Here is a 23140-nt window from a genome sequence, read left to right as displayed (position 1 = left end):
GCCGGCCCGGGATCGCGTACCCGGGCCGGCTCCGGCGTGTGCGGGCGGCTACCGGCCGGCGGCGACCACCTGCCGGATCTCGGAGGTCTCCAGCCGCGCCGCCGTCCGCTCGGCGGTGCGGTGGGCCCAGCGGCCGCTGGTGAGCAGGCCCAGGACGAGCACGGCGACACCGCAGACGGTGAGGATCCACCAGCCGGGACGGGCGGCGGAGACGAACGCGGCGCGGTAGGACGACGCGCCGATGCCGGAGGCGAGCACGGCGCCGATCACCGCGACGCCGAGGGCCTGGCCGAGCTGCCGGCTGGTGGAGGCGACGGCGGCGGCGACCCCGGCCTGGGTGCGGGGCATGCCGGAGACGGCCGTGTTGGTGATCGGCGCGTTGACGAAGCCGAAGCCGACGCCGAACAGCACGTAGCCGAGGAACAGGGTGACGTTCGAGGTCTCCGCCTCGAACACCGCGAACAGGACGGCGCTCACGGTCATCGCGGTACCGGCGATCAGCAGCGGCACCCGGGGGCCGCGCGTGCCGACCAGCCGGCCGGACAGCGGCGCGCACAGGAACGTCGGCACGGCCATGGGCAGCATCCACAGGCCCGCGTGCAGGGCGTCGAGGCCGCGCACGTTCTGGAGGTACAGCGTCGACATGAACAGGAAGCCGCCGAGCGCGGAGAAGGCGCAGATGGCGATCACGGTCGCGCCGCTGAACGGAGCGGAGCGGAAGAAGCGCAGGTCGATGAGGGGTTCGGCACGCCTGGGCTCGTACCAGAGCAGGGCCGCGAGGGCCAGGGCGGCGATCACGAAGTACGGCGCGACCGAGCCGGTACCGGACTCCGGCGCCTGGATGATGCCGTACGTCAGCGCGCCGAACAGGGCGATGACCAGCACCTGCCCGGCCGGGTCGGGACGGCGGGCCTTGGGGGCGCGGGACTCCGGCACGAAGCGCAGGGTGAGCAGCAGGGCCGCCAGGCCGATCGGAAGGTTGATCCAGAAGATCGCGCGCCAGCTCACGCTCTGCACGAGCAGCCCGCCGACCAGCGGTCCCGCGGCCATGGATATGCCGACCACGGCGCCCCAGGCGCCGATCGCGCGGGCGCGCTCACGGGCGTCGGTGAAGGTGTTGGTGATGATCGACATCGCGACCGGGTTGAGCATCGAGCCGCCCACCGCCTGGATCATGCGGAAGACGACGAGCAGCGACAGGTCGGGCGCGAGCGAACAGAGCACCGAGCCGATGGTGAAGACCGTGAGACCGGCCATGAAGACGCGCTTGCGGCCGATCCGGTCGGCCGTGGAACCCGCCAGCATCAGCAGCGAGGCGAGGACGAGGGTGTAGGCGTCGATGGTCCACTGCAGACCCGAAGTGGTGGCGTGCAGATCGCGCTGCATGGAGGGCAGCGCCACGTTCAGCACGGTGTTGTCGAGGCTCACGATCAGCAGGCTCATGCAGCAGATCGCAAGCACGAGCATGCGCCTGCGGTGACTCAACTCTGGCATGGCCGTCATCGTACGCCGATTTCGATAGTGCGTCTAACTAATGACTATTACACGGTGTCGGGCGGATTCCGGGCATGCGAGGGCTGGCACCCCGGCCGGTGAGGGACAATGGGTCCTGTCCCACGCCGTTCTTCCGTTGTACAGCCGTTCCGGAGCCGTCTGATGACCCACCCGCTGACCATCGGCCCGCACGCCGTGACGCCGCCCGTGGTGCTCGCACCCATGGCGGGCATCACCAACGCCCCCTTCCGCACCCTGTGCCGGGAGTTCAGCGGGGGCAAGGGCCTGTTCGTCAGCGAGATGATCACGACCCGGGCGCTGGTCGAGCGCAACGAGAAGACCATGCAGCTGATCCACTTCGACGCGAGCGAGACGCCGCGCTCCATCCAGCTGTACGGCGTGGACCCGGCGACCGTCGGCAAGGCCGTCCGCATGATCGCGGAGGAGGACCTCGCCGACCACATCGACCTGAACTTCGGCTGCCCGGTGCCCAAGGTGACCCGCAAGGGCGGCGGCTCGGCGCTGCCGTACAAGCGGAACCTGCTGCGGGCGATCCTGCGCGAGGCGGTCTCCGGCGCGGGCGACCTGCCGGTGACGATGAAGATGCGCAAGGGCATCGACGACGACCACATGACCTACCTCGACGCCGGCCGCATCGCCGTCGAGGAGGGCGTGACGGCGATCGCGCTGCACGGCCGTACCGCCGCGCAGCACTACGGCGGCACCGCCGACTGGTCGGCCATCGCGCGCCTGAAGGAGCACGTGCCCGAGATCCCCGTGCTCGGCAACGGCGACATCTGGTCCGCGCAGGACGCGCTGCGCATGGTCCGCGAGACCGGGTGCGACGGGGTGGTCGTGGGCCGGGGCTGCCTGGGGCGGCCGTGGCTGTTCGCGGACCTCGTCGCCGCGTTCGAGGGGCGCACCGACCACCGGCGGCCCACGCTGCGGGAGGTCGCCGACGTGATGGTGCGGCACGCCCGGCTGCTGGGGGAGTGGCTCGGGGACGAGTCCAAGGGCGTGATCGACTTCCGCAAGCACGTCGCCTGGTACCTGAAGGGCTTCGCCGTCGGTTCCGAGATGCGCAAGCGGCTCGCGATCACCTCGTCCCTGGAGGAACTGCGGGCCGGCCTCGACGAACTGGACCTCGCCCAGGAGTGGCCCGCCGGCGCGGACGGCCCGCGCGGCCGGACCTCCGGCAACAACCGGGTGGTGCTGCCGGACGGCTGGCTGAAGGACCCCTACGACTGCGCGGGCGTGAGCGCGGACGCGGAACTGGACACGTCGGGCGGCTGAGCCGTCCTCGCCCGCCCGGTCCGCGCCGCTCCCGGCTGCTCCCGGGGCTGCTCCCGCCCCGGCCGCCGATCCGGCTCAGGCGCCCCCCACCGCCGTCAGCAGCGCCAGGGGCGCCGCCGCCGAGCGTGACTCGCGGGCGCAGGCGTGCGGATAGGGGACCGGCTCGGGGTGCGTGGAGCGCGGGTAGCCCGCCAGCACCTCGGGGAGGCGGTGGCCGCCGGCCGTGGCGGCGTCGACCAGGGCGTGCGCGATGGCCCGCGCCTCGTCGTGCAGGCCGTAGCGGGCCAGGCCGAGGGCGATCAGGGCGTTGTCGTGCGGCCAGACCGAGCCGCGGTGGTACGAGAGCGGATGGTAGGCGGGCTGGCCCGCGGCCAGCGTGCGCACCCCCCAGCCGGAGAAGAAGTCGGGTTCCAGCAGCCGGCGGCCCACCACCTCGCCGTACTCCTTGTCCAGCAGGCCGGTCCACAGCAGGTGTCCCGCGTCCGAGGCCAGCGCGTCGATCCGGCGGCCCTCGCCGTCCAGGGCCAGCGCCGGGAAGGAACGGTCCGGCAGCCAGAAGTCCCGCTGGAAGCGGTCGCGCAGATCGGCGGCCGACTGCTCCAGCAGCGCCGCGTACGTCCCGTCGGACCACACCGTGCGCGCCACCCACGCCGTGCGGCGCAGCGCGTCGTACGCGTACCCCTGGGCGCCCGCCGCCATCACCGCCCCGCTCGGCCGGGTGCCGTCGGCGCAGCAGATCGCGCCCGGGGAGTCCTTCCAGTTCTGGTTGGCGAGGCCGCCCTCGTCGGCGCGGTAGACGAGGTAGCCGCGGGAGGTGAGGCCGCCGTGGTCCAGCATCCAGGAGACGGCGGCGCGCGCGTGCGGCTCCAGCCGGCGGGCGAGGGCCGGGTCGCCGGTCTGCTCGGTGTAGGCGCCGAGGAGGATCAGGAAGAGCGGCGTCGCGTCGACCGAGCCGTAGTAACGGCCGTACGGCACCTGCCCGAAGTGCGCCAGTTCCCCGTGCCGTACCTCGTGCACGATCTTGCCCGGCTGCGCGGTCCCCGAGGCGCCGGCGCCGGTCGCCTGGGTCGCGGCGAGGGCGAGGAGGGTGCCGGCGGCCGGGCCGGTGCGGTACGGGAGCGCGAACAGGGAGGTGAGCAGGGCGTCCCGGGCGAGCAGCGTGAGGTACCAGGGGGCGCCGCCGGCCGGCACCCGCAGCTCCTCGCCGTCCGGCCCGGTGGCCGGGATCTGGAGTCCCGCGAGGTCCGTCAGGCCCCGGGCGCAGGCCGCCGCCAGCTCCGGCCAGCCGGTGGGGAAGGCCACGTCCTGTACGAACGCGTCCTGTTCGGCGGTGAGTTGGCCGTGCACGGCGGCCGGGTCGCGGGGCACGCGCAGCGCGCGCCGGTCGCCGTGCGGGCGCGCCATCACCCGCAGCACCAGCTCGCGCGTGCCGTGCGGGGGCAGCTCCAGCGTCCACACCAGCCGGCGGGCGCCGGTGCCGGTCTCCTCCACGGCGTCCGGCGCCGGGTCGGCCGTGATGGTCGTGCAGGACCGCCATTCCGCGCGCCGGTAGGTGAACTCGATGCCGTCGTCCATGACGACCCGGGAGCGCAGGGCGCCCGCCTTGACGTAGGTGCGGTGGTCGGGGCGCAGCTCGAACTGGTCGGTGAAGTCGGCGTCGGCGGTGATGGCCAGCCGGATGGTGGTGGGCACCGGGCGGTTGCTGGTCACCCGCACCGTCTCCACGAACGAGCTGTCACCGGCCGCCTGTTCACGGAAGAGGGTGTGCGCCGGGGGCTCCGGCCGGCCGCCGCGCGGGACGAGGACACAACGCGCGGTGTCGCCGTCCGCGACCGGCGTGAGCACCTCGGGCACCGCGCCGTCCACGGTGAGCTGCCAGCGGCTGAGATGGCGGGCGTCGCGCACGAACAACCCGTCCGGGGAGCCGCCGCCCCGGACCCCGCTGATGTCGCCCCGATCGCCCACGGCGGCGAACGTCGCGCCGTGCACGAGCAGATGATGCCGGTCGGTCATCCCCGGTCCCTTCCCTCGTCACTTGTGTCGAACGTGCCGGTGCCTGACTTGGACACGCCCCCTTGCGGGCGCTTGAGAAGCTCTTTATGCAGGTCGAGTGCGAGTGCGGCGGTCCAGCCGAAGCCGCTCGCGCCACAGGCCTCGCCCGTGTACGGGTCGACGTACTCCGCGAAGCCGGTCTTCTCGGCCAGCTCCAGCAGCGCCGTGCGCAGCGCGTCGGCCGGTGCCGGCTCGCCGTGCAGCCGCAGCCCGCGCTCCAGCAGCCAGCCGGTGTTGAACCAGGCCGGCCCGCGCCAGTAGCGGTGCGGGTCGAACGCCTCCCCGAGCAGGTCGTAACTGGGCACGAGCCGGGTGCGGGTGCCGAGCCCGAAGTGGGGGCCGGCCAGGGTGCGGACGAGCGCGGCGGCCAACTCGCGGGGCAGGGACGGGAGGACGAGCGGGACGAGGCCGGACACGCCGCGTTCCGGGAGCAGGCCGCCGCCGCGCAGGTCCCGGCACAGGAACATCCCCGACCGCGGGCTCCACAGCCGGTCCACCAGCGCCGCCGTCAGCCGTTCGGCGCGGGCGTGGCGGGCGGTGGCGGTCGCGCCGAGTTCGGAGGCGATCAGCGCGAGGGCGTGTTCGGAGGCGACGAGCAGGGCGTTGAAGGCCGGGTCCTCGACGGCGAACTCGCCGTGCCCGTCGGCGTACCCGGCGTCCCGGTAGTCGGCGGCCAGCCGCACGTACCGTCCGTAGTCCAGGTCCGTCGGCCGGTCCTCGGGCGCGCCGTGGGCGAGGTCGGCGCGGCGGAAGGAGCGGGCCGGGGCGGGGGCGATCCGGGCGAGCGGGGCGTCCCAGCAGGGGCTGTTGTCCATCCCCTGCTCCCAGGGGTGCACCACGGACACCAGACCGCCGCCGCCCAGGTCGCGGCGGTGCAGCAGGTAGCGGTGCCAGGCGGCCAGTCGCGGGTAGACCCGGGCCAGGAAGCCCCGGGCGGCGGAGAGCCCGGGGTCGGCGCGGTGCACCAGCCAGGCCGCGAGCGCGTGCACCGGTGGCTGCACGATGCCCGACGTCTGTACGGTGCGCGGGGCGCCCGCGGCGCGTCCGGCGGTGGTGGAGCGCCAGAAGCCGGGGCCGGGGAAGTAGGCGCCGGACGGGACGGAGGGGTTGAAGACGATGTGCGGCACGCGCCCGTCGGCCCACTGGGCGGCCAGCAGCGTCTCCAGTTCGGTCTGGGCGCGCAGCGGCGACAGGTGCCGCAGCCCGATCGCGATGAACGCCGAGTCCCAGGACCACTGGTGCGGGTACAGACGGCGGGAGGGGACCGTCGAGCTGCCCGTCCAGTTGGCGTCCAGCACCCGCGCGGTAGCGGCGCACAGGCGGCAGTCGGACTCGTACTCCGCCCCAAGGGCGGTGAGTTGGGCGGTGCGGTCCACTCGGGGCTCCCCGGAGACGATGACGTCCGGACGGCCGCGCGACCCTCGGGTTCGGTCGTGGCCGTCGTCGAGTTACGCCTATTTAACAAGCAAAACCCACTATGTAATGCAGGCTTGGGAAACACAAGAGGGGGGTGCGCATGACCGGACGACCGGGCAGGACCGGGAGCCACACCAGGAGCGGCAGTCAGGCGGGCGCCGGCGATCTGCTCGAACTGGTGCGCAACGGACGGGCGGTGACCCGGGGCGCGCTCCAGGAGGCGACCGGACTGTCCCGCGCGACCGTCGGCCAGCGCCTGGACCGGCTGTTCCGGGCCGGCTGGCTGCGCGAGGGCGCCGGCGGCCCGGTCGGCTCCCCGCTCGGCGGACGCCCGTCCATCACCCTGGAGTTCGACGGCTCCCACGCGGTCGTCCTCGCCGCCGACCTGGACACCCGGCACGCCCGGGCCGCCGTCCTCTCGCTGACCGGCGAACTCCTGGCCGAGCACTCCGGCACCCTGGTGCTCGAGGACGGCCCGGAGCCCGTGCTGGCCGAACTCGGGCGCTGGTTCGGCACGTTGCTGGAGAAGGCCGGGCGGCGCGCGGGCGAGGTGTGCGGGATCGGGCTCGCGGTGCCGGGTCCGGTGGAGAGCGAGACCGGCCGGGTGGTGCAGCCGCCGATGATGCCCGGCTGGGACGGCTACGACATAACCGGCCGCCTCTCGCGCGCCTTCACCGAACACACCGGGGCGGCGCCGGTCCCGGTCCTCGTGGACAACGACGCCAACCTCATGGCCTACGGCGAGCAGCGCGCGGGACACCCCGGCTGCGCGGCCTTCGTGCTGGTCAAGGTGTCCACGGGGATAGGTGCCGGGGTGGTGGTCGACGGCTCGATCTACCGGGGCGTCGACGGCGGCGCGGGCGACATCGGGCACATCCGGGTGGGCACGGACGCGCTGTGCCGCTGCGGTTCGTACGGCTGTCTGGCCGCCGTGGCGAGCGGCGGCGCGGTGGCCCGCCGGCTCGCGGCCTCCGGGGTGCCGGCCGCCTCCGGCTCGGACGTGCGGGAGCTGCTGGCGGCGGGGCACCCGGAGGCGGCGGCGCTGGCCCGGGAGGCCGGGCGCCGGGTCGGCGACGTGCTGGCGACCGTCGTCACGCTGCTCAATCCGGGCGTGCTGATGATCGCGGGCGATCTGGCCGGAACCCCCTTCCTCACCGGTGTCCGGGAGCTGCTGTACCAGCGGGCGCTGCCGCGCTCCACGGCCCATCTGGACGTGGTCACCTCCCGGCTGGGGGAGCGGGCGGGGCTCATCGGAGCGGGGGCGCTGGTGGTGGAGCACCTGTACGCGCCGGAGCGTGTGGAGGAGCGGCTGAGGGCGCTCGGGGTGTGACGGGGGCGCGGTCCACGAGGCGGTCCACAAGGCGGTCCGGATGGTGAAATCCCGGGCACTGTGGCAGCGTGATTCTCGCCACCCCTGATAAGGGTTGCGCTCATATGAGCAGACAAATGGCGGCTGCACTTCTCAAAGGGTGGCACTGGGTGCCACCCTTTGATCGTTCATCGATCGAAATCAATCGTGGATGCAGTCGCTCATTTGAGCGTCAAACCGCGCTTCCGGGTGAGTTTGCGTTCAAGAAGTGAAGACATAACAGCGGTCGGGCTTGCCAAGCTTTGACTTTCGATCCGCTGGCGGACGAGTGGTTACATGCGCATGACGCGCAAGTGGACGTACCCATGTGCCTTCGATCTGGGTATGTTCCTCGCCGTCAGGGCAGCCACCGTGGCCTCAAGGAGTCGAGTCCCGTGTCGGAAAACAAAGCACCCCAGGTAGCGAAGTTCGTTTACGACTTCACCGAGGGAAACAAGGACCTCAAAGACCTCCTCGGTGGCAAGGGCGCCAACCTCGCCGAGATGACCAACCTCGGCCTTCCGGTTCCTCCCGGTTTCACCATCACCACGGAGGCCTGCAAGGTCTACCTGGAGAGCGGCGAGGAGCCGACGGCACTGCGTGACGAGGTGAGTGCGCACCTCGACGCCCTCGAGGCCCGCATGGGCAAGAAGCTCGGCCAGGCGGACGACCCGCTGCTGGTGTCGGTCCGTTCGGGCGCCAAGTTCTCCATGCCCGGCATGATGGACACGGTCCTCAACATCGGTCTGTCGGACAAGTCGGTGCAGGGCCTGGCCAAGCAGGCCGGCGACGAGCGTTTCGCCTGGGACTCCTACCGCCGCCTCATCCAGATGTTCGGCAAGACCGTCCTCGGCGTCGAGGGCGACCTCTTCGAGGAGGCGCTCGAGGCGGCCAAGGCCGCCAAGAAGGTCACGGTCGACACCGACCTGGAGGCCGCGGACCTGAAGAAGCTGGTCACCACCTTCAAGAAGATCGTCAAGAAGGAGGCCGGCCGGGACTTCCCGCAGGACCCGCGGGAGCAGATGGACCTCGCCATCAAGGCCGTCTTCGAGTCCTGGAACGGCGACCGCGCCAAGCTCTACCGCCGCCAGGAGCGCATCCCGCACGACCTCGGCACCGCCGTCAACGTCTGCTCGATGGTCTTCGGCAACCTCGGCCCCGACTCCGGCACCGGCGTCGCCTTCACCCGCGACCCCGCCTCCGGCCACCAGGGCGTCTACGGCGACTACCTGCAGAACGCCCAGGGCGAGGACGTGGTGGCGGGCATCCGTAACACCGTCGCGCTGGCGGAGCTGGAGCAGATCGACAAGAAGTCGTACGACCAGCTGATGCAGATCATGGAGACGCTGGAGAACCACTACAAGGACCTGTGCGACATCGAGTTCACGATCGAGCGCGGCCGGCTGTGGATGCTCCAGACCCGGGTCGGCAAGCGCACCGCGGGCGCCGCCTTCCGCATCGCCACCCAGCTGGTCGACCAGGGCCTGATCGACGAGACCGAGGCGCTCCAGCGCGTCACCGGCGCCCAGCTGGCCCAGCTGATGTTCCCGCGCTTCGACGAGAAGGCGAAGGTCGAGCAGGTCGGCCGGGGCATCGCCGCGTCGCCGGGCGCGGCCGTCGGCAAGGCGGTCTTCGACTCGTACACCGCCGTCAAGTGGTCCCGCTCGGGTGAGAAGGTCATCCTGGTGCGCCGGGAGACCAACCCCGACGACCTGGACGGCATGATCGCGGCCGAGGGCATCCTCACCTCGCGCGGCGGCAAGACCTCCCACGCGGCCGTCGTCGCCCGCGGCATGGGCAAGACCTGTGTCTGCGGCGCGGAGGACCTGGAGGTCGACACCAAGCGGCGCCGGATGACGGTCCCCGGCGGCCATGTGGTCGAGGAGGGCGACGTCATCTCCATCGACGGCTCCACGGGCAAGGTCTACCTGGGCGAGGTCCCGGTGGTCCCGTCGCCGGTCGTGGAGTACTTCGAGGGCCGGATGCACCCGGGCGCGGACGACGCCGACGAGCTGGTCGAGGCCGTGCACCGGATGATGGCCTTCGCCGACCGCAAGCGCCGGCTGCGGGTGCGGGCCAACGCGGACAACGCCGAGGACGCGCTGCGCGCCCGCCGTTTCGGCGCCCAGGGCATCGGCCTGTGCCGCACCGAGCACATGTTCCTCGGCGAGCGGCGCGAGATGGTCGAGAAGCTGATCCTCGCGGACACCGCGGCGGAGCGCGAGTCGGCCCTGTCCGAGCTGCTGCCCCTGCAGAAGAAGGACTTCGTCGAGCTGTTCGAGGCGATGGACGGGCTGCCCGTCACCATCCGCCTCCTCGACCCGCCGCTGCACGAGTTCCTGCCCGACATCACCGAACTGTCGGTGCGGGTGGCGCTGGCCGAGTCCCGCCAGGAGCCGCACGAGAACGACCTGCGCCTGCTCCAGGCCGTGCACCGGCTGCACGAGCAGAACCCGATGCTGGGCCTGCGCGGCGTCCGCCTCGGCCTGGTCATCCCCGGTCTGTTCGCCATGCAGGTCCGCGCGATCGCCGAGGCGGCCGCGGAGCGCAAGGCGGCCAAGGGCGACCCGCGCGCGGAGATCATGATCCCGCTGGTGGGCACGGTCCAGGAGCTGGAGATCGTCCGCGAGGAGGCCGACAAGGTCATCGCGGAGGTGCAGGCGGCCACGGGCACGGAGCTGAAGCTGGCGATCGGCACCATGATCGAGCTGCCGCGCGCCGCGCTGACCGCCGGGCAGATCGCGGAGGCGGCGGAGTTCTTCTCCTTCGGCACCAACGACCTCACGCAGACCGTCTGGGGCTTCAGCCGCGACGACGTCGAGGCCTCCTTCTTCACGGCCTACCTGGAGAAGGGCATCTTCGGCGTCTCCCCCTTCGAGACCATCGACAAGGACGGCGTGGGCTCCCTGGTGAAGGCCGCCGCGGAGGCCGGCCGGCGCACCCGGCCCGACCTCAAGCTCGGCGTCTGCGGCGAGCACGGCGGCGACCCGGAGTCGGTCCACTTCTTCCACGAGGCCGGCCTCGACTACGTCTCCTGCTCCCCCTTCCGCATCCCGGTCGCCCGCCTCGAAGCGGGCCGCGCGGCGACGCAGTCCACGGGCAGCGACCACCGCTGATCCCGGGCGGGACACGAACCCCGGGCCCGCCGTCGGTCCCCGACCCTCATCCGATCGACGGCGGTCCCGGCGCACGAAAGAGAGGGGCGGCATCCCTGTGCGGGGGGTGCCGCCCCTCGGCGCCACCAGGCCGCTCCGGCCGGGTCTCCGAACCGGTCCGTCAGATGACCTGCTTCTCCTCGGTGACCATCACGGCCACCGAATCCATGTCGATGAAGCGTGCTTCGTCGGGGTTGACCAGCGTCCGGTAGTTCTCGGAGGCGAAGAAGGCGTCGTGGTCCTCCCAGTTCTCGAACCAGATCTCCGTCAGGCCGTCGTAGGCCCGGGGCGGGTACTTCTCGGCGGGGACCGGGTGGGACACGGTGTACTTGCGCACGTAGCGCTCCGCCTCCGGGATGGAGGTGAACAGCGGCGCGTGCCGGTTCCGGTGGTGCTCGACGAAACGCTCGTACGACATGCCCTCGACGCGGTTGATCATGAAAATGAGCTTCAGCATGGAGTTAACCTAAAAGCTCACATTGATGTCAGGGGCAAGTGAGTCGGCAGCGTCGTGAGGAGTTCGGCATGCGGATCGGTGAACTGTCCGCCCGGACCGGAGCCAGCCGCCGGTCGCTGCGCTACTACGAGGAACAGGGTCTGCTCGCCAGCTCCCGCTCGCCCAGCGGACAGCGCCATTACGAGGACGAGCACGTCCAGCGGGTGCGTCTCATCCAGGCGTTCCTGGCAGCCGGCTTGCCCAGCGGCACCATCGCCGAGATGACGCCCTGCATGTCCGAGCCGACCGAGGACAGGGCGCGGCGGGCACTGGAGATCATGGGCCGCGAGCGGACCCGGCTGTCCGAGGCCATCGACGGCCTCGCCGCCGCCAGGGACGCGCTGGACCACCTCATCGAGGAGAACCAGGCGTACCTGTCACGATCGGCGGACGACGGTCCGTGACCCGGGGACGTCCGGATCGGCGAGCGGACCGGAGGAAGACGCATGCGACGTGGGGTCCGGCCGGGTAGCCGGCCGCGGTCTGTGTGGCGCAAACAGCGCGGTCGGCCAGGACCACGTCCGCCCTGGAGCCCTCCCACGGGTTCCAGGCCGTTCGTGTCACTTCCTGCGGACGACTTCCAGCGCCAGCGCCATGCTGGTGAGCAGTACGAACGCCACGAGTGAGGCGAAGAACAGAGCCTCGATCCAGCTTGCGTTCGCACCGGTGAGCGTGCCGTCCGCGGAGGCGCATGTCACCTCTGGAGGGAAGCTCTGCCGACGCAGCTCGCCGCAGGCGTTGGGCAGGTCGTCATTGACGACGTACGCGTTCACCCAGCACAGCACCCAGCTGAGGAGGCAGACGCCCGCAGAAGCCAGGGAGACGCCCCATAACGCGGTCGGGTGGTGCGCTGTCCGGGAATCCGTCGGCGGTGTCGTCATGGCCGGCAGCGTACCGGCACGATCTTCGAGGGCCTCCGGCCCTCGAAGCCCACGGTCCGGCGCGGCGGCCGTGAGCTGCGGTTGTGTCACACAGCGTCCGTCCCGAGTGACACACCGCAGTAACACCCCTTTCGTAATCGCCGCGCATGGTTGATCGTTGGGCCGTGCGTTGAGGACCGACGTCAGGGGGAGAGCATGACGATCAGCCGTAGGACGCTGCTGGGCGCGGGTGCCGGGGCCGGGATCGCGGTGCTGAGCGCGTGTGGGTCCAACACCGGGCGCGGCGGCGGGAGTTCTGGCGGGACGACGCTCGCGCAGTGGTATCACCAGTACGGGGAGCCCGGGACCGAGCAGGCCGTCGAGCGGTATGCCGCGGCCTACAAGAAGGCGCACGTCACGGTTCAGTGGCGGCCGGGGGACTACGACCGGCAGACCGCCGCCGCGCTGCTCACCGACTCCGGGCCCGATGTCTTCGAGGTCAACGGGCCCTCCCTCGACCAGATCCAGGGCCGGCAGGTGGAGGATCTGACCGAGCTGGTGGCGGGGGTCGAGGACGACTTCAACAGCGCCGTGCTCGCACCCAAGACGTACCGGGGGCGGGTCTACGGGATTCCGCAGACCATCGACATGCAGATGCTCTACTACCGCAAGAGCCTGCTGGCCGACGCCGGGGTGCGGCCGCCCGAGACCCTCGACGAACTGGTCGACGCCGCGCGCGAACTGACGAGCAGGAAGGTGAAGGGGCTGTTCCTCGGCAACGACGGCGGCGCGGGCGTGCTCGGCGGAACCCCCCTGTACGCGGCGGGACTCACGCTGGTCACCAAGGACGGCAAGGCCGGCTTCGACGACCCGGCGGCCGCCCGCACCCTCGGCAAGCTGCGCCGGCTGTACGCCGAGAAGTCCCTGCTGCTCGGCGCTCCCGCCGACTGGTCCGACCCGTCCGCCTTCCTCCAGGGGCTGACCGCGATGCAGTGGTCCGGACTGTGGGTGCTGCCGCAGGTGCAGAAGGAACTGGGCGACGACTTCGGGGTGCTGCCGTTCCCGAAGGACGGCGCCGCCGGCCGGCCCTCCGTGCCCGTCGGGGCGTACGGCGCCGCCGTCAGCGCGCGCGGCAGGCACAAGGAGGCCGCCAAGGAGTACGTGAAGTGGCTGTGGGTCGAACGGACCGACTACCAGGAGGACTTCGCCCTCTCCTACGGGTTCCACATCCCGGCCCGGATCTCCCTCGCCCAGAAGGCCGCCAAACTGAGGACCGGCGCCGCCGCCGACGCCGTACGGTTCACCACCGAGCACGGCGACGCCCAGCCGCTGCTGTGGACCCCCGCGAGCCAGGTCGCCTACCAGGACGCGCTGAGCAGGATCATCAAGGACGGGGCGAACCCGGAGAGCGAACTGCGGAGCGTCGTACGGAAGGTGTCCGCCGAACTCGACCGCGTCACGCACACGTCGTGAGGCGCCGAAGGGCCCTGTGGTTCTGGGTCTTCGTGGGACCGTTCGCGATCGGGCTCGCGCTGTTCACCTACGTTCCGCTGCTGTGGAGCGTCGGCCTGAGCTTCTTCGACGCCCACAACACCGTGACGCCCACGCACTTCGTCGGCCTGGACAACTACACGGCGATGCTGCGGGACGGCGCGTTCACCGGCAGCCTGGGCACGTTCCTCGTCTTCACCGCCTTCATCGTGCCCGTCACCTTCGCCCTCTCCCTCTCCCTCGCCCTGATGGTCAACCGGGTGCGCCGGGCCCGCGCCTTCTTCCGGTCGGTGTTCTTCCTGCCCGCCGCGTGCAGTTACGTCGTGGCCGCCCTGATCTGGAAGATGTCGATCTTCAACGGGGTGCGGTTCGGGCTCGCCAACACCCTGCTCGGCTGGTTCCACACCGACCCCGTGGCCTGGCTGTCGACCACCGATCCGCCCTGGTACTGGCTGGTCATCGTGACCGTACGGCTGTGGCTGCAAGCCGGGTTCTACATGATCCTGTTCCTCGCCGGGCTCCAGCGGATCGACCCGGTGCTCTACGAGGCCGCCGCAGTGGACGGGGCCCGGCCCGGCTGGACCGTGCTGCGGCACATCACGCTGCCCCAGCTGCGGGCCACCTCGGTCGCGGTGGCGCTGCTGCTCGTCATCAACGCCTTCCAGGCGTTCGACGAGTTCTACAACCTGCTGTCCGACGCGCGGGGTTATCCGCCGTACGCCCGCCCGCCGCTCGTCTACCTCTACTACACCGCCCTCGGACAGGGGCAGAACCTGGGACTCGGCAGCGCGGGGGCCGTCATCCTCGCGCTGATCATCGCCGTCGTCACGGTGGGACAGGCGCGCTGGCTGCGACTGGGGAGGACGGAAGCCGATGGATGACGCCCTGGTACGGGCCGGGCGGGCGCTGCGCGCGGTGCTGCTCGTGGTGCTCGCGCTGCTCTTCCTGATCCCCTTCTACCTGCTGGTCCGCAACGGGCTCTCCAGCGAGCAGGACATCACCTCGCCCTCGTGGACCCTCTTCCCGAGCGAGGTGCGGTGGGGCAACGTACGGGAGCTGTTCGACGACCCGTCCGTGCCGTTCGCCCGCTCGCTGCTCAACTCCGCGCTGATCGCCCTCGCCACCACCCTCGGCACCCTCCTGCTGGCCTCGCTCGCCGGGTACGGCCTCGCCCGCATCCCCTACCGGCACGCGAACAAGGTGTTCTACGGCGTCCTCGGCACCCTGCTGGTCCCGGCCGCCGTCACCTTCGTGCCGAGCTTCGTGCTGGTGTCCACGCTGGGCTGGATCTCCACGCTGCGCGGCCTGATCGTGCCGACCCTGTTCTCGGCGTTCGCCTGCTTCGTCTTCCGGCAGTACTTCCTCGGGTTCCCGAGGGAACTGGAGGACGCGGCACAGGTCGACGGGCTCGGGTACTGGCGGACGTACTGGCTGGTGGTCGTCCCGAACGCGCGACCGGTGTTCGCGGCGGTCGGCACCATCGTCTTCCTCGGCGCCTGGAACTCCTTCCTGTGGCCGCTGGTGATCGGACAGGACCAGAGCGCCTGGACGGTCCAGGTGGCGCTGTCCTCCTTCACCACCGCCCAAGTGGTGCGGCTGCACGAGCTGTTCATCGCGGCGGCGGTGTCGATCCTGCCGCTGCTGCTGGTGTTCCTGTGCTTCCAGCGGTGGATCGTGGCGGGGGTGGAGCGCTCGGGGATCGACTGACGCCGGCCGCTCAGCGGCTGCCGGTCAGATGGGCGAAGACGACCACGTTGCCCTGGTAGCCGGTGGTCTTCGAGTAGCCGCCGCCGCAGGTGATCACGCGCAGTTCGGGGCGGCGGGCGGCGCCGTAGACCTTCCGGTCGGGGAAGGCGCTGGCGGCGTAGACCTCGACGGCCTCCACGGTGAACTCGGCCACGGTGCCGTCCCTGCGGTCGATCTCGATCCGGGCGTCCCGCTTGAGCGCGCCGAGGTCGTAGAAGACGGCGGGGCCCTCCTTGTTATCCACGTGTCCGGCGACGACCGCGGTGCCGGTCTCGCCGGGCATGGTGCCGGCCTCGTACCAGCCGGCCAGGTTCTTGTCCTGGGCGGGCGGCACGTCCAGGCTGCCCGAGGGGGTGAGGGCGAGGCCCATCAGGGGCGCGTTCACCCGGATCGACGCAATCCTGATGCGCAGCGGCGGCGACGGCGGGAGCGCGGGCGCGGTGAGACGTTCCTCTCCGGGGTCGGGGCGGCCCTCCGCGGCCGTCGGCTGCGGGGGCGCGTGCGTGTCGCCGAGCAGCCAGACCCCCGCGGCCAGGGCCACGACGGTGACCGCGGCTATCGCGGTGTCCCCGAGCCTGCGCGCCCGGTGCCCGCGCGGGCGGCGGGCGCCCCGGGCACGGCTCGCGGGCAGGCGTGTGCTGCGCATGGCAACCCCTCTCCCGGGGGCGGACCCCCGCAGTGGACCTGGGGCGGTCCCGCCCGGTGCGGCGGGACCCCCTCCCCCTCCGGGCCGCGAGGGGCATCGGACCCGGAGGGGGCGGGACGTGCGGTACCGGCGGACGGACAGCGGAGGGTGTCCGTCAGATCCCGTCGCCTCTCGCCCGGCGATGCAGGAGCCAGGTACCGCCCGCGGCTGCGACGGCCAGTGCCGCCACGCCCGCCGCGGTCTGCACGGGGTCGGGACCGAGCGCGCCGCCGACCCCCGTCTTCACGCTTCCCCGCGGCTGCACCTGGTCGTGCGCCGCGCTCAGGGCGACCACCAGGTCGCCCGTCACCTGCCTGGTGCCCTCCGCGCACTTCGCGACGATCTCGTACGTCCCCGGCTGCGCGCTCGGCGGCACCTGGAACTGACCGATCGCCTCGCCCTGGTGGGTGGTCGGCGCCAGGGTGAAGACACCGGCGCCCACCGCGCCCGCGTCCCCGGTCGCGCCGCCCTTGTCGCCGCACGCGGCGGTGTTCACCGTGACCTGGCCGCCGGGCATCGCGGTGGCCGGGTACACCTCCAGGCTGCCCGTGGGGGCACCGAAGGGCCGGGCCGCCGGCCGCGGGACGCCGCCGTGGGCGGGCGCGGTGGCGAGCGCCGCCGTGGCCACGGCGAGCGCGGTACCGGTCAGCAGACGGGCGGTGCGTCGCATGGTGCTCCCCGAGCTTGTCCGACTGATGTGTCTCGTGCCCTTCCGAGGTAACGGGGTCATGGCCGGATCCGCTTGCCGAGAGAGCGCCCGGACTGCGGTGAACGGGTGGCGCCCCGGCTGCCCGTACGGCGTAGCCCCCGGGGAGTTCCGGCAGGTCAGGGGCGGTCTGCCAGGAAATGGGAGAAGAAAGTACGAAGAGCACACGAATGGAGCGACGAGGGCGGTTGAACGGGTGACCACGCTCCGCCCGGCCGTTCGCACCGCCAAAAAGGACATACGTCTGATCTGTGTCGCCCAGGTGAACCGGAATGAAACCCGGCGGCAGAAAGATCTTGACTCCGGGTGCGGCCACGGTTAAGTTTTTGACGCGCCTTCGGGGGAAGGTGCCATAGAACCGGGGGGCTCTTTGATCGGAACGCCGGCCGCGACAGGCCCGAGAAGTTCCTGATTCTTCTGCGCAGTTTCGCAGCTCTATCGCATTCCTCATTCAAAGTCTTCGGCAGTTCGCCGTGCGGTGCCCGACGCCTCGCACGGACTGTCGAATGGGGTTTTCTGTCATGCCCATGACTAGATGGCCCCACCGCGCCCGCTGAGGGCGACACCCCAGCGGAGGGAGGTGGAAAGCATGGAGAACGTCGAGGTCATCGAACTGGAGGACGACATCGTGGAGTTCGAGTCCGCCGAGGACAACGCCGCGAACGTCGCCAACGTCGCCAACGTTGCGAACGTTGCGAACGTCGCCAATGTGGCGAACGTGGCCAACGTCGCGAACGTTGCCAACGTGGCGAACGTCGCGAACGTGGCGAACATCTGATGAGGCTGGGTGACGGGGAATTTCCCCGTCACCCCGTCTCCTCCCTGTCAAATTCCTGTGGAAAGGTAAACCCGAACTGTGGCGCGCTCGGTGATTGAAGAAAAGCTGCAAGCGGCCCGCGTATTGGCGGAGGCGCTTGCCGCCGACGACAATGGATCGATTGATTCCATGTATATTGCGGGAAGCCTGACGGCGGGCCTCGGAAATCCCACGAGCGATGCCGACCTTTTCGTTCTCTACGCGGACGAGTCCGCCATGGGCGACGACGTCACGCAGTACAACGTGAACGGACACCGGGTCGACGTCGAGCGCTACACCCTCGCCTTCGTCGAGGACGCGGTGGAGACGGTCACCTCGTTCGAGCTGCGCCGGGACAACCTGACCGACCTGCACAAACTGCCCGGCAAGCTGGACTTCGTCTGCCGCCTGTACACCTCCGAGACGGTGGCGCCCTCGCCCGCGCTCGACGGCTTCAAGCAGCGCATCGACGCCTCCGTCGCCACCATCCGCCAGGTGGCGGTCAATTACTCCGCCATCGCGGTCAACGGCCACCTCGAGGACTTCCTCGGCGCCTCCGTCGACGGCGATTTCGAGACAGCGGCTCTGGTCGGCCAGGAGCTGACCGCCTACGCGGGCAAGGCCGTCGCGGCGGCCTCCGGCGACCTCTACTACAGCAAGAAGTGGGTCTACAAGCAGCTCGACCGCACCCCCGTCGCCGGCTTCCCGAAGGACACCTTCGTCGAGTTCCAGCGCGGCAACTGGACCGACCGCGGCGACCGCGCCGCCGAAGAGCTCGTCTTCTTCGTGCAGACCTGCGTCGCCGCCGCCCAGCTGCTCAGCCGCCAGGGCGTGTCCCTGGACGCCTGGCCGTGGGCCGGACCGGCCGAGCCGGCCGCGGACGGCCTGTGGCGCAACCCCTCGTACAACGTCCTCGGACAGCGCGAGGGCATCCTGCTGCACTGGGAGCTGCGCCGCCAGCTGATGCTGCGCGACCCCGCGGCCTTCGTCTGGGCGCTGTGCGACGGCCGCAGCGCGCAGGGTGTCGTCGACGCCGTGCAGGGGCTGGCCGAGCACGTCCCCGCGCTCAAGACCATGACCCCCGAGCGCGTCGAGCGGCTGCTGGAGTCGCTGCGCTCACGCGACCTCGTGGGCGACGCACCGTACTCCGTCCTCGGCACCATCTGATCGGCAGCGAGACCCATGGCAGCGACGACGACCCGGCCGACCGGCACCGAGGACCTGCTGGAGACGGCCCAGTGGGCCATCGAACGGCTCGGCACCCGCGCGCAGTACGCGCAGGCCTACGCGGAGCGCACCCTGGAGGTGCGCGTGGAGTGCCTGGACGGCGAGGTGCTCGCCACCTGCGTGGAGCCCCGCGAGGGCCTCGCGTGCATGGTCCGCGAGGACGGCCGCTGGCGCCACCGGGCCTTCTCCGTCGCCCAGTTGCCGTCGCTGCCCACCTGGTCGGCGGCCGACCGGTCGGCGCCCGGCGCGGACCTGCCGGCCTGGCCGGACGCCCCGGACGCGCGGTTCACGCCCGTGGCCGCGCGGGACTGGCTGGTCCGGGGCGCCGCCCCGGCCCACTCCCTGCGCACCATGGAGGACTTCACCCTGCGCAGCATCGCCGTCGTGGACACCGACGGCGTGCGGTCGGCCGGCACCACCCGCGTCGTACGGCGCCGCGCCGAGGCCACCGTCACCCACGACGGGAACCGCTACCGGGGGCTCAGCCGCTGGCTCCAGCGCGGCCCGGGGGCCGGCACCGCCGACCGTGACGCCGTACCGCAGGACGTGGCCCGGATCGCCGTGGAGCACGCGCACGACTCCGCGCGGGCCACCCTCGGCGGGCGCCACCGCACCCCCGTGGTCTTCGGCCCCTCCGCCGCCGTCGGCCTGCTGCACGAGCTGATCGGACACGCGCTCGAAGCCGACAACTTCGCGATGCGCAGCGACTACGTCGCGGGGCTGCGCAAGCCCGGCGCCGTGCCCGCCTCGGTGACGATGTACGACGACCCCACCCTCGCCGACGGCTACGGCTCGTACGACATCGACGACGAGGGCATCGCCGGCACCGTCACCACGCTCGTCGCCGACGGCGAACTCGGCGCCCCGCTGTCCAGCGTCCGCACGGCCCAGCGCCACGGCCGGCCGTCCACCGGCAACGGCCGCCGCCGCGACTACCGCGCCCTGCCGCTGCCCCGCGCCAGCAACACCGTGCTGGCCCGCGGCACCGACGACCCGGCCGCCCTGCTGGCGCCCTCCGCCCAGGGCCTGCTGCACGTCGGCTGCCTCGGGGCCGGGATGATCCACCTCAGCTCCGGCGAGTTCCACTTCGCCGCGCTGAACTGCACCTACGTCACCCCCGACGGCCACCGCGTCCCGGTGCGCGACGTCAGCCTGTTCGGCGACGCGCTGGAGACCCTCGCCCGCGTCGAGGGCATCGGCACGGACTTCGGCGGCGACAGCGTCACCTGCGGAAAGCAGGGCCAGATGATCGGCATCGGGCTGTTCTCGCCCTCGATGCGGTTCTCCGCACTGGATTGGAGCGCGGCGTGAAGACCCTCGAACCCCGCCTCGACCAGGCGCTCGCCGTGGCCGAGGCGGTCCGGTCGGCCCTGCGGCCGGCGGAGCACGCGGCGACGTTCCTGGAGCGCACCGCCCGGCGCCGGCTGGTGTGCGACGCCACCGGCAAGAAGCAACTCCTCGTCGAGGACCCGCCGTTCAGCGGATTCGTCCGGCTGGAACGCGACGGCCGGGAGCTGTACCTCAACGCAGGCCGGCTCACCGAGCCCAGCGCCGCACGGCTGCTGGCGGCCGGGCGCCCGCTCTTCCATCTCGGCAGCCCCGCGGCCGACCCCGACCGGGCGCACGCCCACCGGGCCGACGGCGGCCCGCGCACCCCGGCGGAGCGCCTCGACATGGCCCGGGCCGCCGAGCGCACCGACGCGCTGACGGCGGCCATCGCCGCCGGGCTGCTCCCCGGGCAGAGCGTGGCCGCCCTGCACGTGAGCGACGTGCTGCGCGAGTCCGTCTTCCTGGACAGCGCCGCGGCCCGCCTCCAGGACCAGTGCTACGGCGTCGAACTGACCGCCGTCGTCACCGACGGAACCGGCACGCACGCGGTGTCGGCCACCCGATACGCCGCCGCGCTCGACGACATCGACCTGACCGGGTTCGGCCGCGAACTGGCCCTGCTGCACACCGGGATGGGCACCGGCACGCACACCTTCACGGGCAGCCGCGTCGTGTTCACGCCGTCCGCCGTCGCCCAGGTGCTGCGCGCCCTGGTGAACACGATCCTGCTCAACCCCGTCGCCGACCCCGCGCCGCTGGCCACCACCCTGGTGGACGAGGGCCCGCGCGCGGCGGGCTACGGCGCCGTCGCCTTCGACTGCGAGGGCACCGCGACCGGAGTCACCCGGCTGGTCGGCCGCGACGGACGCCAGCGCGCCGTCGCCACCCGCAAGACCCCGTCCGGGCCGGGCGAACCGCGGCCGCCGCTGACCGGCCACGCGTGGTGGAACCCGCTGAAGAACTTCCCCCAGACGACGGCCGGCAACGTCCGGCTGACCCCCACCCCGGACACCACCGCCGACGCCCTGCTCGCGGGCGAGCGCTGCGTGGTCGTGGACGCCCGCACCCTGGGCGTCGAGGAGTTCCGCTCGGGCGGTCAGCTCGCGTTCCGGCTCCTGGCCGCCCAGGCCGTGGACGGCGTCCCGGGGCAGGCCTGCACTCCGATGTCCGTCGAGGGGTCGGCCATCGACTTCCTCGCCGCGGTCACGGCCGTCGCCGACACCGTGTCCTACTTCCCCGGCCAGATATCGGCGGGCGGGGCCTACCTGGAGATGGACATCACCGGGATCACCTCGAAGGTAATGGGATCATGACAGTTTCCAGCCAAGGGCTCGAAGCCCGCGGCCTCGTACGCGAGTTCACGACGAAGGACGGCTCGGTACGCCGGGCGGTCGACGACGTGACCCTGGTCGTACGGCCCGGCGAACTCGTCTCCGTGCTCGGCCCCAACGGCGCCGGCAAGACCACCACGGTCAAGATGCTGACCGGGCTGCTCCTGCCGACCGCGGGCCAGGTCCTGATCGACGGGCACGACGTGGTGCGCGACCGCCGTCGCGCCGCCCTGGCCTGCGGATTCAGCCTCGGCGGCGACACCGGCCTGTACCCGCGGCTGACGGCCGCGCAGAACCTGGAGTTCTTCGGCCTCATGTACGGCCTGCGCGGCTCCCGCCTCGCGGGGCGCACCCGTGAACTCCTGGCCGAAGTGGACCTCGCGGACCGCTCCGGCGACCTCGTGGGCTCCTTCTCGCGCGGCATGAAGCAGCGGCTGCACCTGGCCCGCGCCCTGCTGCACGAGCCGTCCGTGCTCATCCTGGACGAGCCCTCCGCGGGCCTCGACCCCCAGTCCGCCGCCACCATGCGCGCCCTCGTCGCGCGGCTGACCGGCGAGGGCCGCAGCATCCTGCTGACCACCCACGACATGCGCGAGGCCGAGGAACTGAGCCGCCGCATCGTCCTGATGAAGGACGGCCGCGTCCACGTGGAGTCCACGGCGGGCGAACTGCGGCTGAACGCGGCGAACCGGCTGGGCCACGTCGTCAACGCGGTGTTCTCCGCCGCCGAGGCCCCCGAGGGCGTGCGGGACTGCCCCGGAGCGCTGCGCGTCGAGCGGGACGGCTCCGCCGTCACCCTGCGCGTCACCGACGGCGCCGCCGCCGTGCAGTGGCTGCTGGCCGCCTTCCCCGGGCAGACCACCAGCGTCGCCGTCACCCCGCCCACCCTCGAAGAGGTCTTCCTGGACATGGTGGCCGCGTCATGACCACCGTACGCACCGCACCCGTGAGGCGGCCGCGGACCGGTTCCGGGGCGACCTACGCCCGGGCGGTCGTGGACCAGCTGCGGATGCACGCGACCAGCCCCATGGCCATCTTCTCGACGCTCGCGATGCCCTGTGTGTTCGCCTTCGTCGTGCACGCCAACGCCACGCGCGGCTTCTCCCGCCACACCACCAGCGACATGGCCGTCGGCTCGGCGGGCATCGGCATGCTCGACTCGATCATCGTGCTGGTGCTGTTCAGCATGATGGGCGAGAAGCAGTGGAAGACGCTGTACGCCGCCCTCGGCAGCCCCGGCGGCCTGGTCCCCGTGGTCCTCGGCCGGCTGACCGGCACCGCCGTCCAGTCGCTCACCGCGCTGCCCGGCACCCTGATCGTCCTCGGCCTGCTCTTCGGCGTCGACGGCGGCTTCGACTGGACGCGCTGGCTCGTCGGCGGCGTCCTGCTCGCCTTCGCCACCGCCTCCATGATCGGGCTGCTCGGCTTCGTGGTCCTGCGCTTCCCGTTCTCGGCCGGCATGACCAACGGACTGACCGGTCTGATCATGGCGCTCAGCGCCCTGATCGTGCCCCAGTCCGCGCTGCCGGCGCCCGTGCGGAAGGTCGCCCTGATCGTGCCGCAGTCGCACGTGATGGCCTGGATCCGGGGCGCGGGCGCGGACCAGCTGCCGGCGGCGGTGGGCCTCACCGCCGTCTTCTGCGCCCTGGTCGTGGTCGCCGTGCGGCGCCTGGAGAAGACCGTCCGCCACGACGCCCTTCCGCTGGAGGCCTGAC

The 23140-nt window shown here is 71.9% G+C and carries 20 protein-coding genes; 13 read left to right on the top strand and 7 right to left on the bottom strand.

Features of this window, described 5'->3' with window-relative positions; translation table 11 throughout:
- Positions 1-48 precede the first annotated feature (48 nt).
- On the bottom strand, positions 49-1494 hold the full coding sequence (locus BLW85_RS14250; protein WP_074996072.1) for an MFS transporter: 1446 nt from the start codon (positions 1492-1494) through the stop codon (positions 49-51).
- Between the two features lie 162 nt (positions 1495-1656).
- On the opposite strand from BLW85_RS14250, the gene dusB reads away from it, so the two are divergent.
- Positions 1657-2787, top strand: a complete 1131-nt coding sequence (gene dusB, locus BLW85_RS14245; RefSeq protein ID WP_074992242.1) for a tRNA dihydrouridine synthase DusB — start codon at positions 1657-1659, stop codon at positions 2785-2787.
- Between the two features lie 75 nt (positions 2788-2862).
- Here dusB and BLW85_RS14240 read toward each other — a convergent pair whose 3' ends face one another.
- Positions 2863-4800, bottom strand: a complete 1938-nt coding sequence (locus BLW85_RS14240) for an amylo-alpha-1,6-glucosidase (RefSeq protein WP_074992241.1) — start codon at positions 4798-4800, stop codon at positions 2863-2865.
- Complete coding sequence (locus tag BLW85_RS14235) at positions 4797-6215, bottom strand: MGH1-like glycoside hydrolase domain-containing protein (protein WP_074992240.1); 1419 nt, start codon at positions 6213-6215, stop codon at positions 4797-4799. The genes BLW85_RS14240 and BLW85_RS14235 overlap by 4 nt, the downstream gene beginning before the upstream one ends.
- A 140-nt stretch (positions 6216-6355) precedes the next feature.
- Between BLW85_RS14235 and BLW85_RS14230 the strand changes: the two genes are divergently transcribed.
- The gene (locus tag BLW85_RS14230) at positions 6356-7585 is read left to right on the top strand and encodes an ROK family protein (protein ID WP_177330077.1); all 1230 of its coding nucleotides are present in this window, start codon (positions 6356-6358) and stop codon (positions 7583-7585) included.
- A 413-nt stretch (positions 7586-7998) separates the two neighbouring features.
- Positions 7999-10719 carry a pyruvate, phosphate dikinase gene (ppdK, locus tag BLW85_RS14225; RefSeq protein ID WP_070025192.1) on the top strand — a complete coding sequence of 907 codons (2721 nt, stop codon included), beginning with the start codon at positions 7999-8001 and terminating at the stop codon, positions 10717-10719.
- Positions 10720-10879: 160 nt separating this feature from the next.
- On the opposite strand, the gene BLW85_RS14220 is transcribed toward ppdK, so the two are convergent.
- The gene (locus BLW85_RS14220; protein ID WP_070025193.1) at positions 10880-11215 is read right to left on the bottom strand and encodes an EthD domain-containing protein; all 336 of its coding nucleotides are present in this window, start codon (positions 11213-11215) and stop codon (positions 10880-10882) included.
- Positions 11216-11283: 68 nt separating this feature from the next.
- On the opposite strand from BLW85_RS14220, the gene BLW85_RS14215 reads away from it, so the two are divergent.
- A complete protein-coding gene (locus BLW85_RS14215) occupies positions 11284-11658 on the top strand; it encodes a MerR family transcriptional regulator (RefSeq protein ID WP_070025194.1) in 375 nt (124 codons plus the stop codon).
- A gap of 156 nt (positions 11659-11814) precedes the next feature.
- On the opposite strand, the gene BLW85_RS14210 is transcribed toward BLW85_RS14215, so the two are convergent.
- Positions 11815-12135, bottom strand: coding sequence for a hypothetical protein (locus BLW85_RS14210; RefSeq protein WP_074992239.1), 321 nt, complete (start codon positions 12133-12135; stop codon positions 11815-11817).
- Positions 12136-12330: 195 nt separating this feature from the next.
- On the opposite strand from BLW85_RS14210, the gene BLW85_RS14205 reads away from it, so the two are divergent.
- From BLW85_RS14205 to BLW85_RS14195, 3 genes are read left to right on the top strand one after another with little or no spacing between them, the layout of a single operon-like run.
- Positions 12331-13587 carry an ABC transporter substrate-binding protein gene (locus BLW85_RS14205; protein WP_208624840.1) on the top strand — a complete coding sequence of 419 codons (1257 nt, stop codon included), beginning with the start codon at positions 12331-12333 and terminating at the stop codon, positions 13585-13587.
- Positions 13584-14486, top strand: coding sequence for a carbohydrate ABC transporter permease (locus BLW85_RS14200; RefSeq protein WP_074992238.1), 903 nt, complete (start codon positions 13584-13586; stop codon positions 14484-14486). Before BLW85_RS14205 ends, BLW85_RS14200 begins: the two co-directional genes overlap by 4 nt.
- Positions 14479-15312: a carbohydrate ABC transporter permease gene (locus BLW85_RS14195; RefSeq protein WP_070025196.1), complete on the top strand. Its 834-nt coding sequence runs from the start codon at positions 14479-14481 to the stop codon at positions 15310-15312. Before BLW85_RS14200 ends, BLW85_RS14195 begins: the two co-directional genes overlap by 8 nt.
- A gap of 10 nt (positions 15313-15322) precedes the next feature.
- Here BLW85_RS14195 and BLW85_RS14190 read toward each other — a convergent pair whose 3' ends face one another.
- Together BLW85_RS14190 and BLW85_RS14185 are read right to left on the bottom strand one after the other, a co-directional pair.
- Entirely contained in the window at positions 15323-15997 is a 675-nt protein-coding gene (locus BLW85_RS14190; RefSeq protein ID WP_074992237.1) for a class F sortase, read from the bottom strand.
- Between the two features lie 154 nt (positions 15998-16151).
- Complete coding sequence (locus BLW85_RS14185) at positions 16152-16706, bottom strand: hypothetical protein (RefSeq protein ID WP_070025198.1); 555 nt, start codon at positions 16704-16706, stop codon at positions 16152-16154.
- 625 nt (positions 16707-17331) lie between these two features.
- On the opposite strand from BLW85_RS14185, the gene BLW85_RS39795 reads away from it, so the two are divergent.
- From BLW85_RS39795 to BLW85_RS14155, 6 genes are all read left to right on the top strand, one after another.
- A complete protein-coding gene (locus BLW85_RS39795) occupies positions 17332-17520 on the top strand; it encodes a hypothetical protein (RefSeq protein ID WP_070025199.1) in 189 nt (62 codons plus the stop codon).
- 78 nt (positions 17521-17598) lie between these two features.
- On the top strand, positions 17599-18705 hold the full coding sequence (locus BLW85_RS14175; protein ID WP_341867940.1) for a PqqD family protein: 1107 nt from the start codon (positions 17599-17601) through the stop codon (positions 18703-18705).
- A gap of 15 nt (positions 18706-18720) precedes the next feature.
- Entirely contained in the window at positions 18721-20076 is a 1356-nt protein-coding gene (locus BLW85_RS14170) for a TldD/PmbA family protein (RefSeq protein ID WP_074992235.1), read from the top strand.
- Positions 20073-21407, top strand: coding sequence for a metallopeptidase TldD-related protein (locus tag BLW85_RS14165; RefSeq protein ID WP_074992234.1), 1335 nt, complete (start codon positions 20073-20075; stop codon positions 21405-21407). The genes BLW85_RS14170 and BLW85_RS14165 overlap by 4 nt, the downstream gene beginning before the upstream one ends.
- Positions 21404-22351, top strand: a complete 948-nt coding sequence (locus BLW85_RS14160; RefSeq protein ID WP_070025203.1) for an ABC transporter ATP-binding protein — start codon at positions 21404-21406, stop codon at positions 22349-22351. Before BLW85_RS14165 ends, BLW85_RS14160 begins: the two co-directional genes overlap by 4 nt.
- A complete protein-coding gene (locus tag BLW85_RS14155) occupies positions 22348-23139 on the top strand; it encodes an ABC transporter permease (protein ID WP_070025204.1) in 792 nt (263 codons plus the stop codon). The genes BLW85_RS14160 and BLW85_RS14155 overlap by 4 nt, the downstream gene beginning before the upstream one ends.
- The last annotated feature ends 1 nt before the right edge of the window (position 23140 follow it).

It is taken from the genome of Streptomyces misionensis (assembly GCF_900104815.1).
GTDB classification, from domain to species: domain Bacteria; phylum Actinomycetota; class Actinomycetes; order Streptomycetales; family Streptomycetaceae; genus Streptomyces; species Streptomyces misionensis.
Note: the sequence above shows the minus strand (reverse complement) of the source record. Positions and strands in the feature narration are given on the sequence as shown.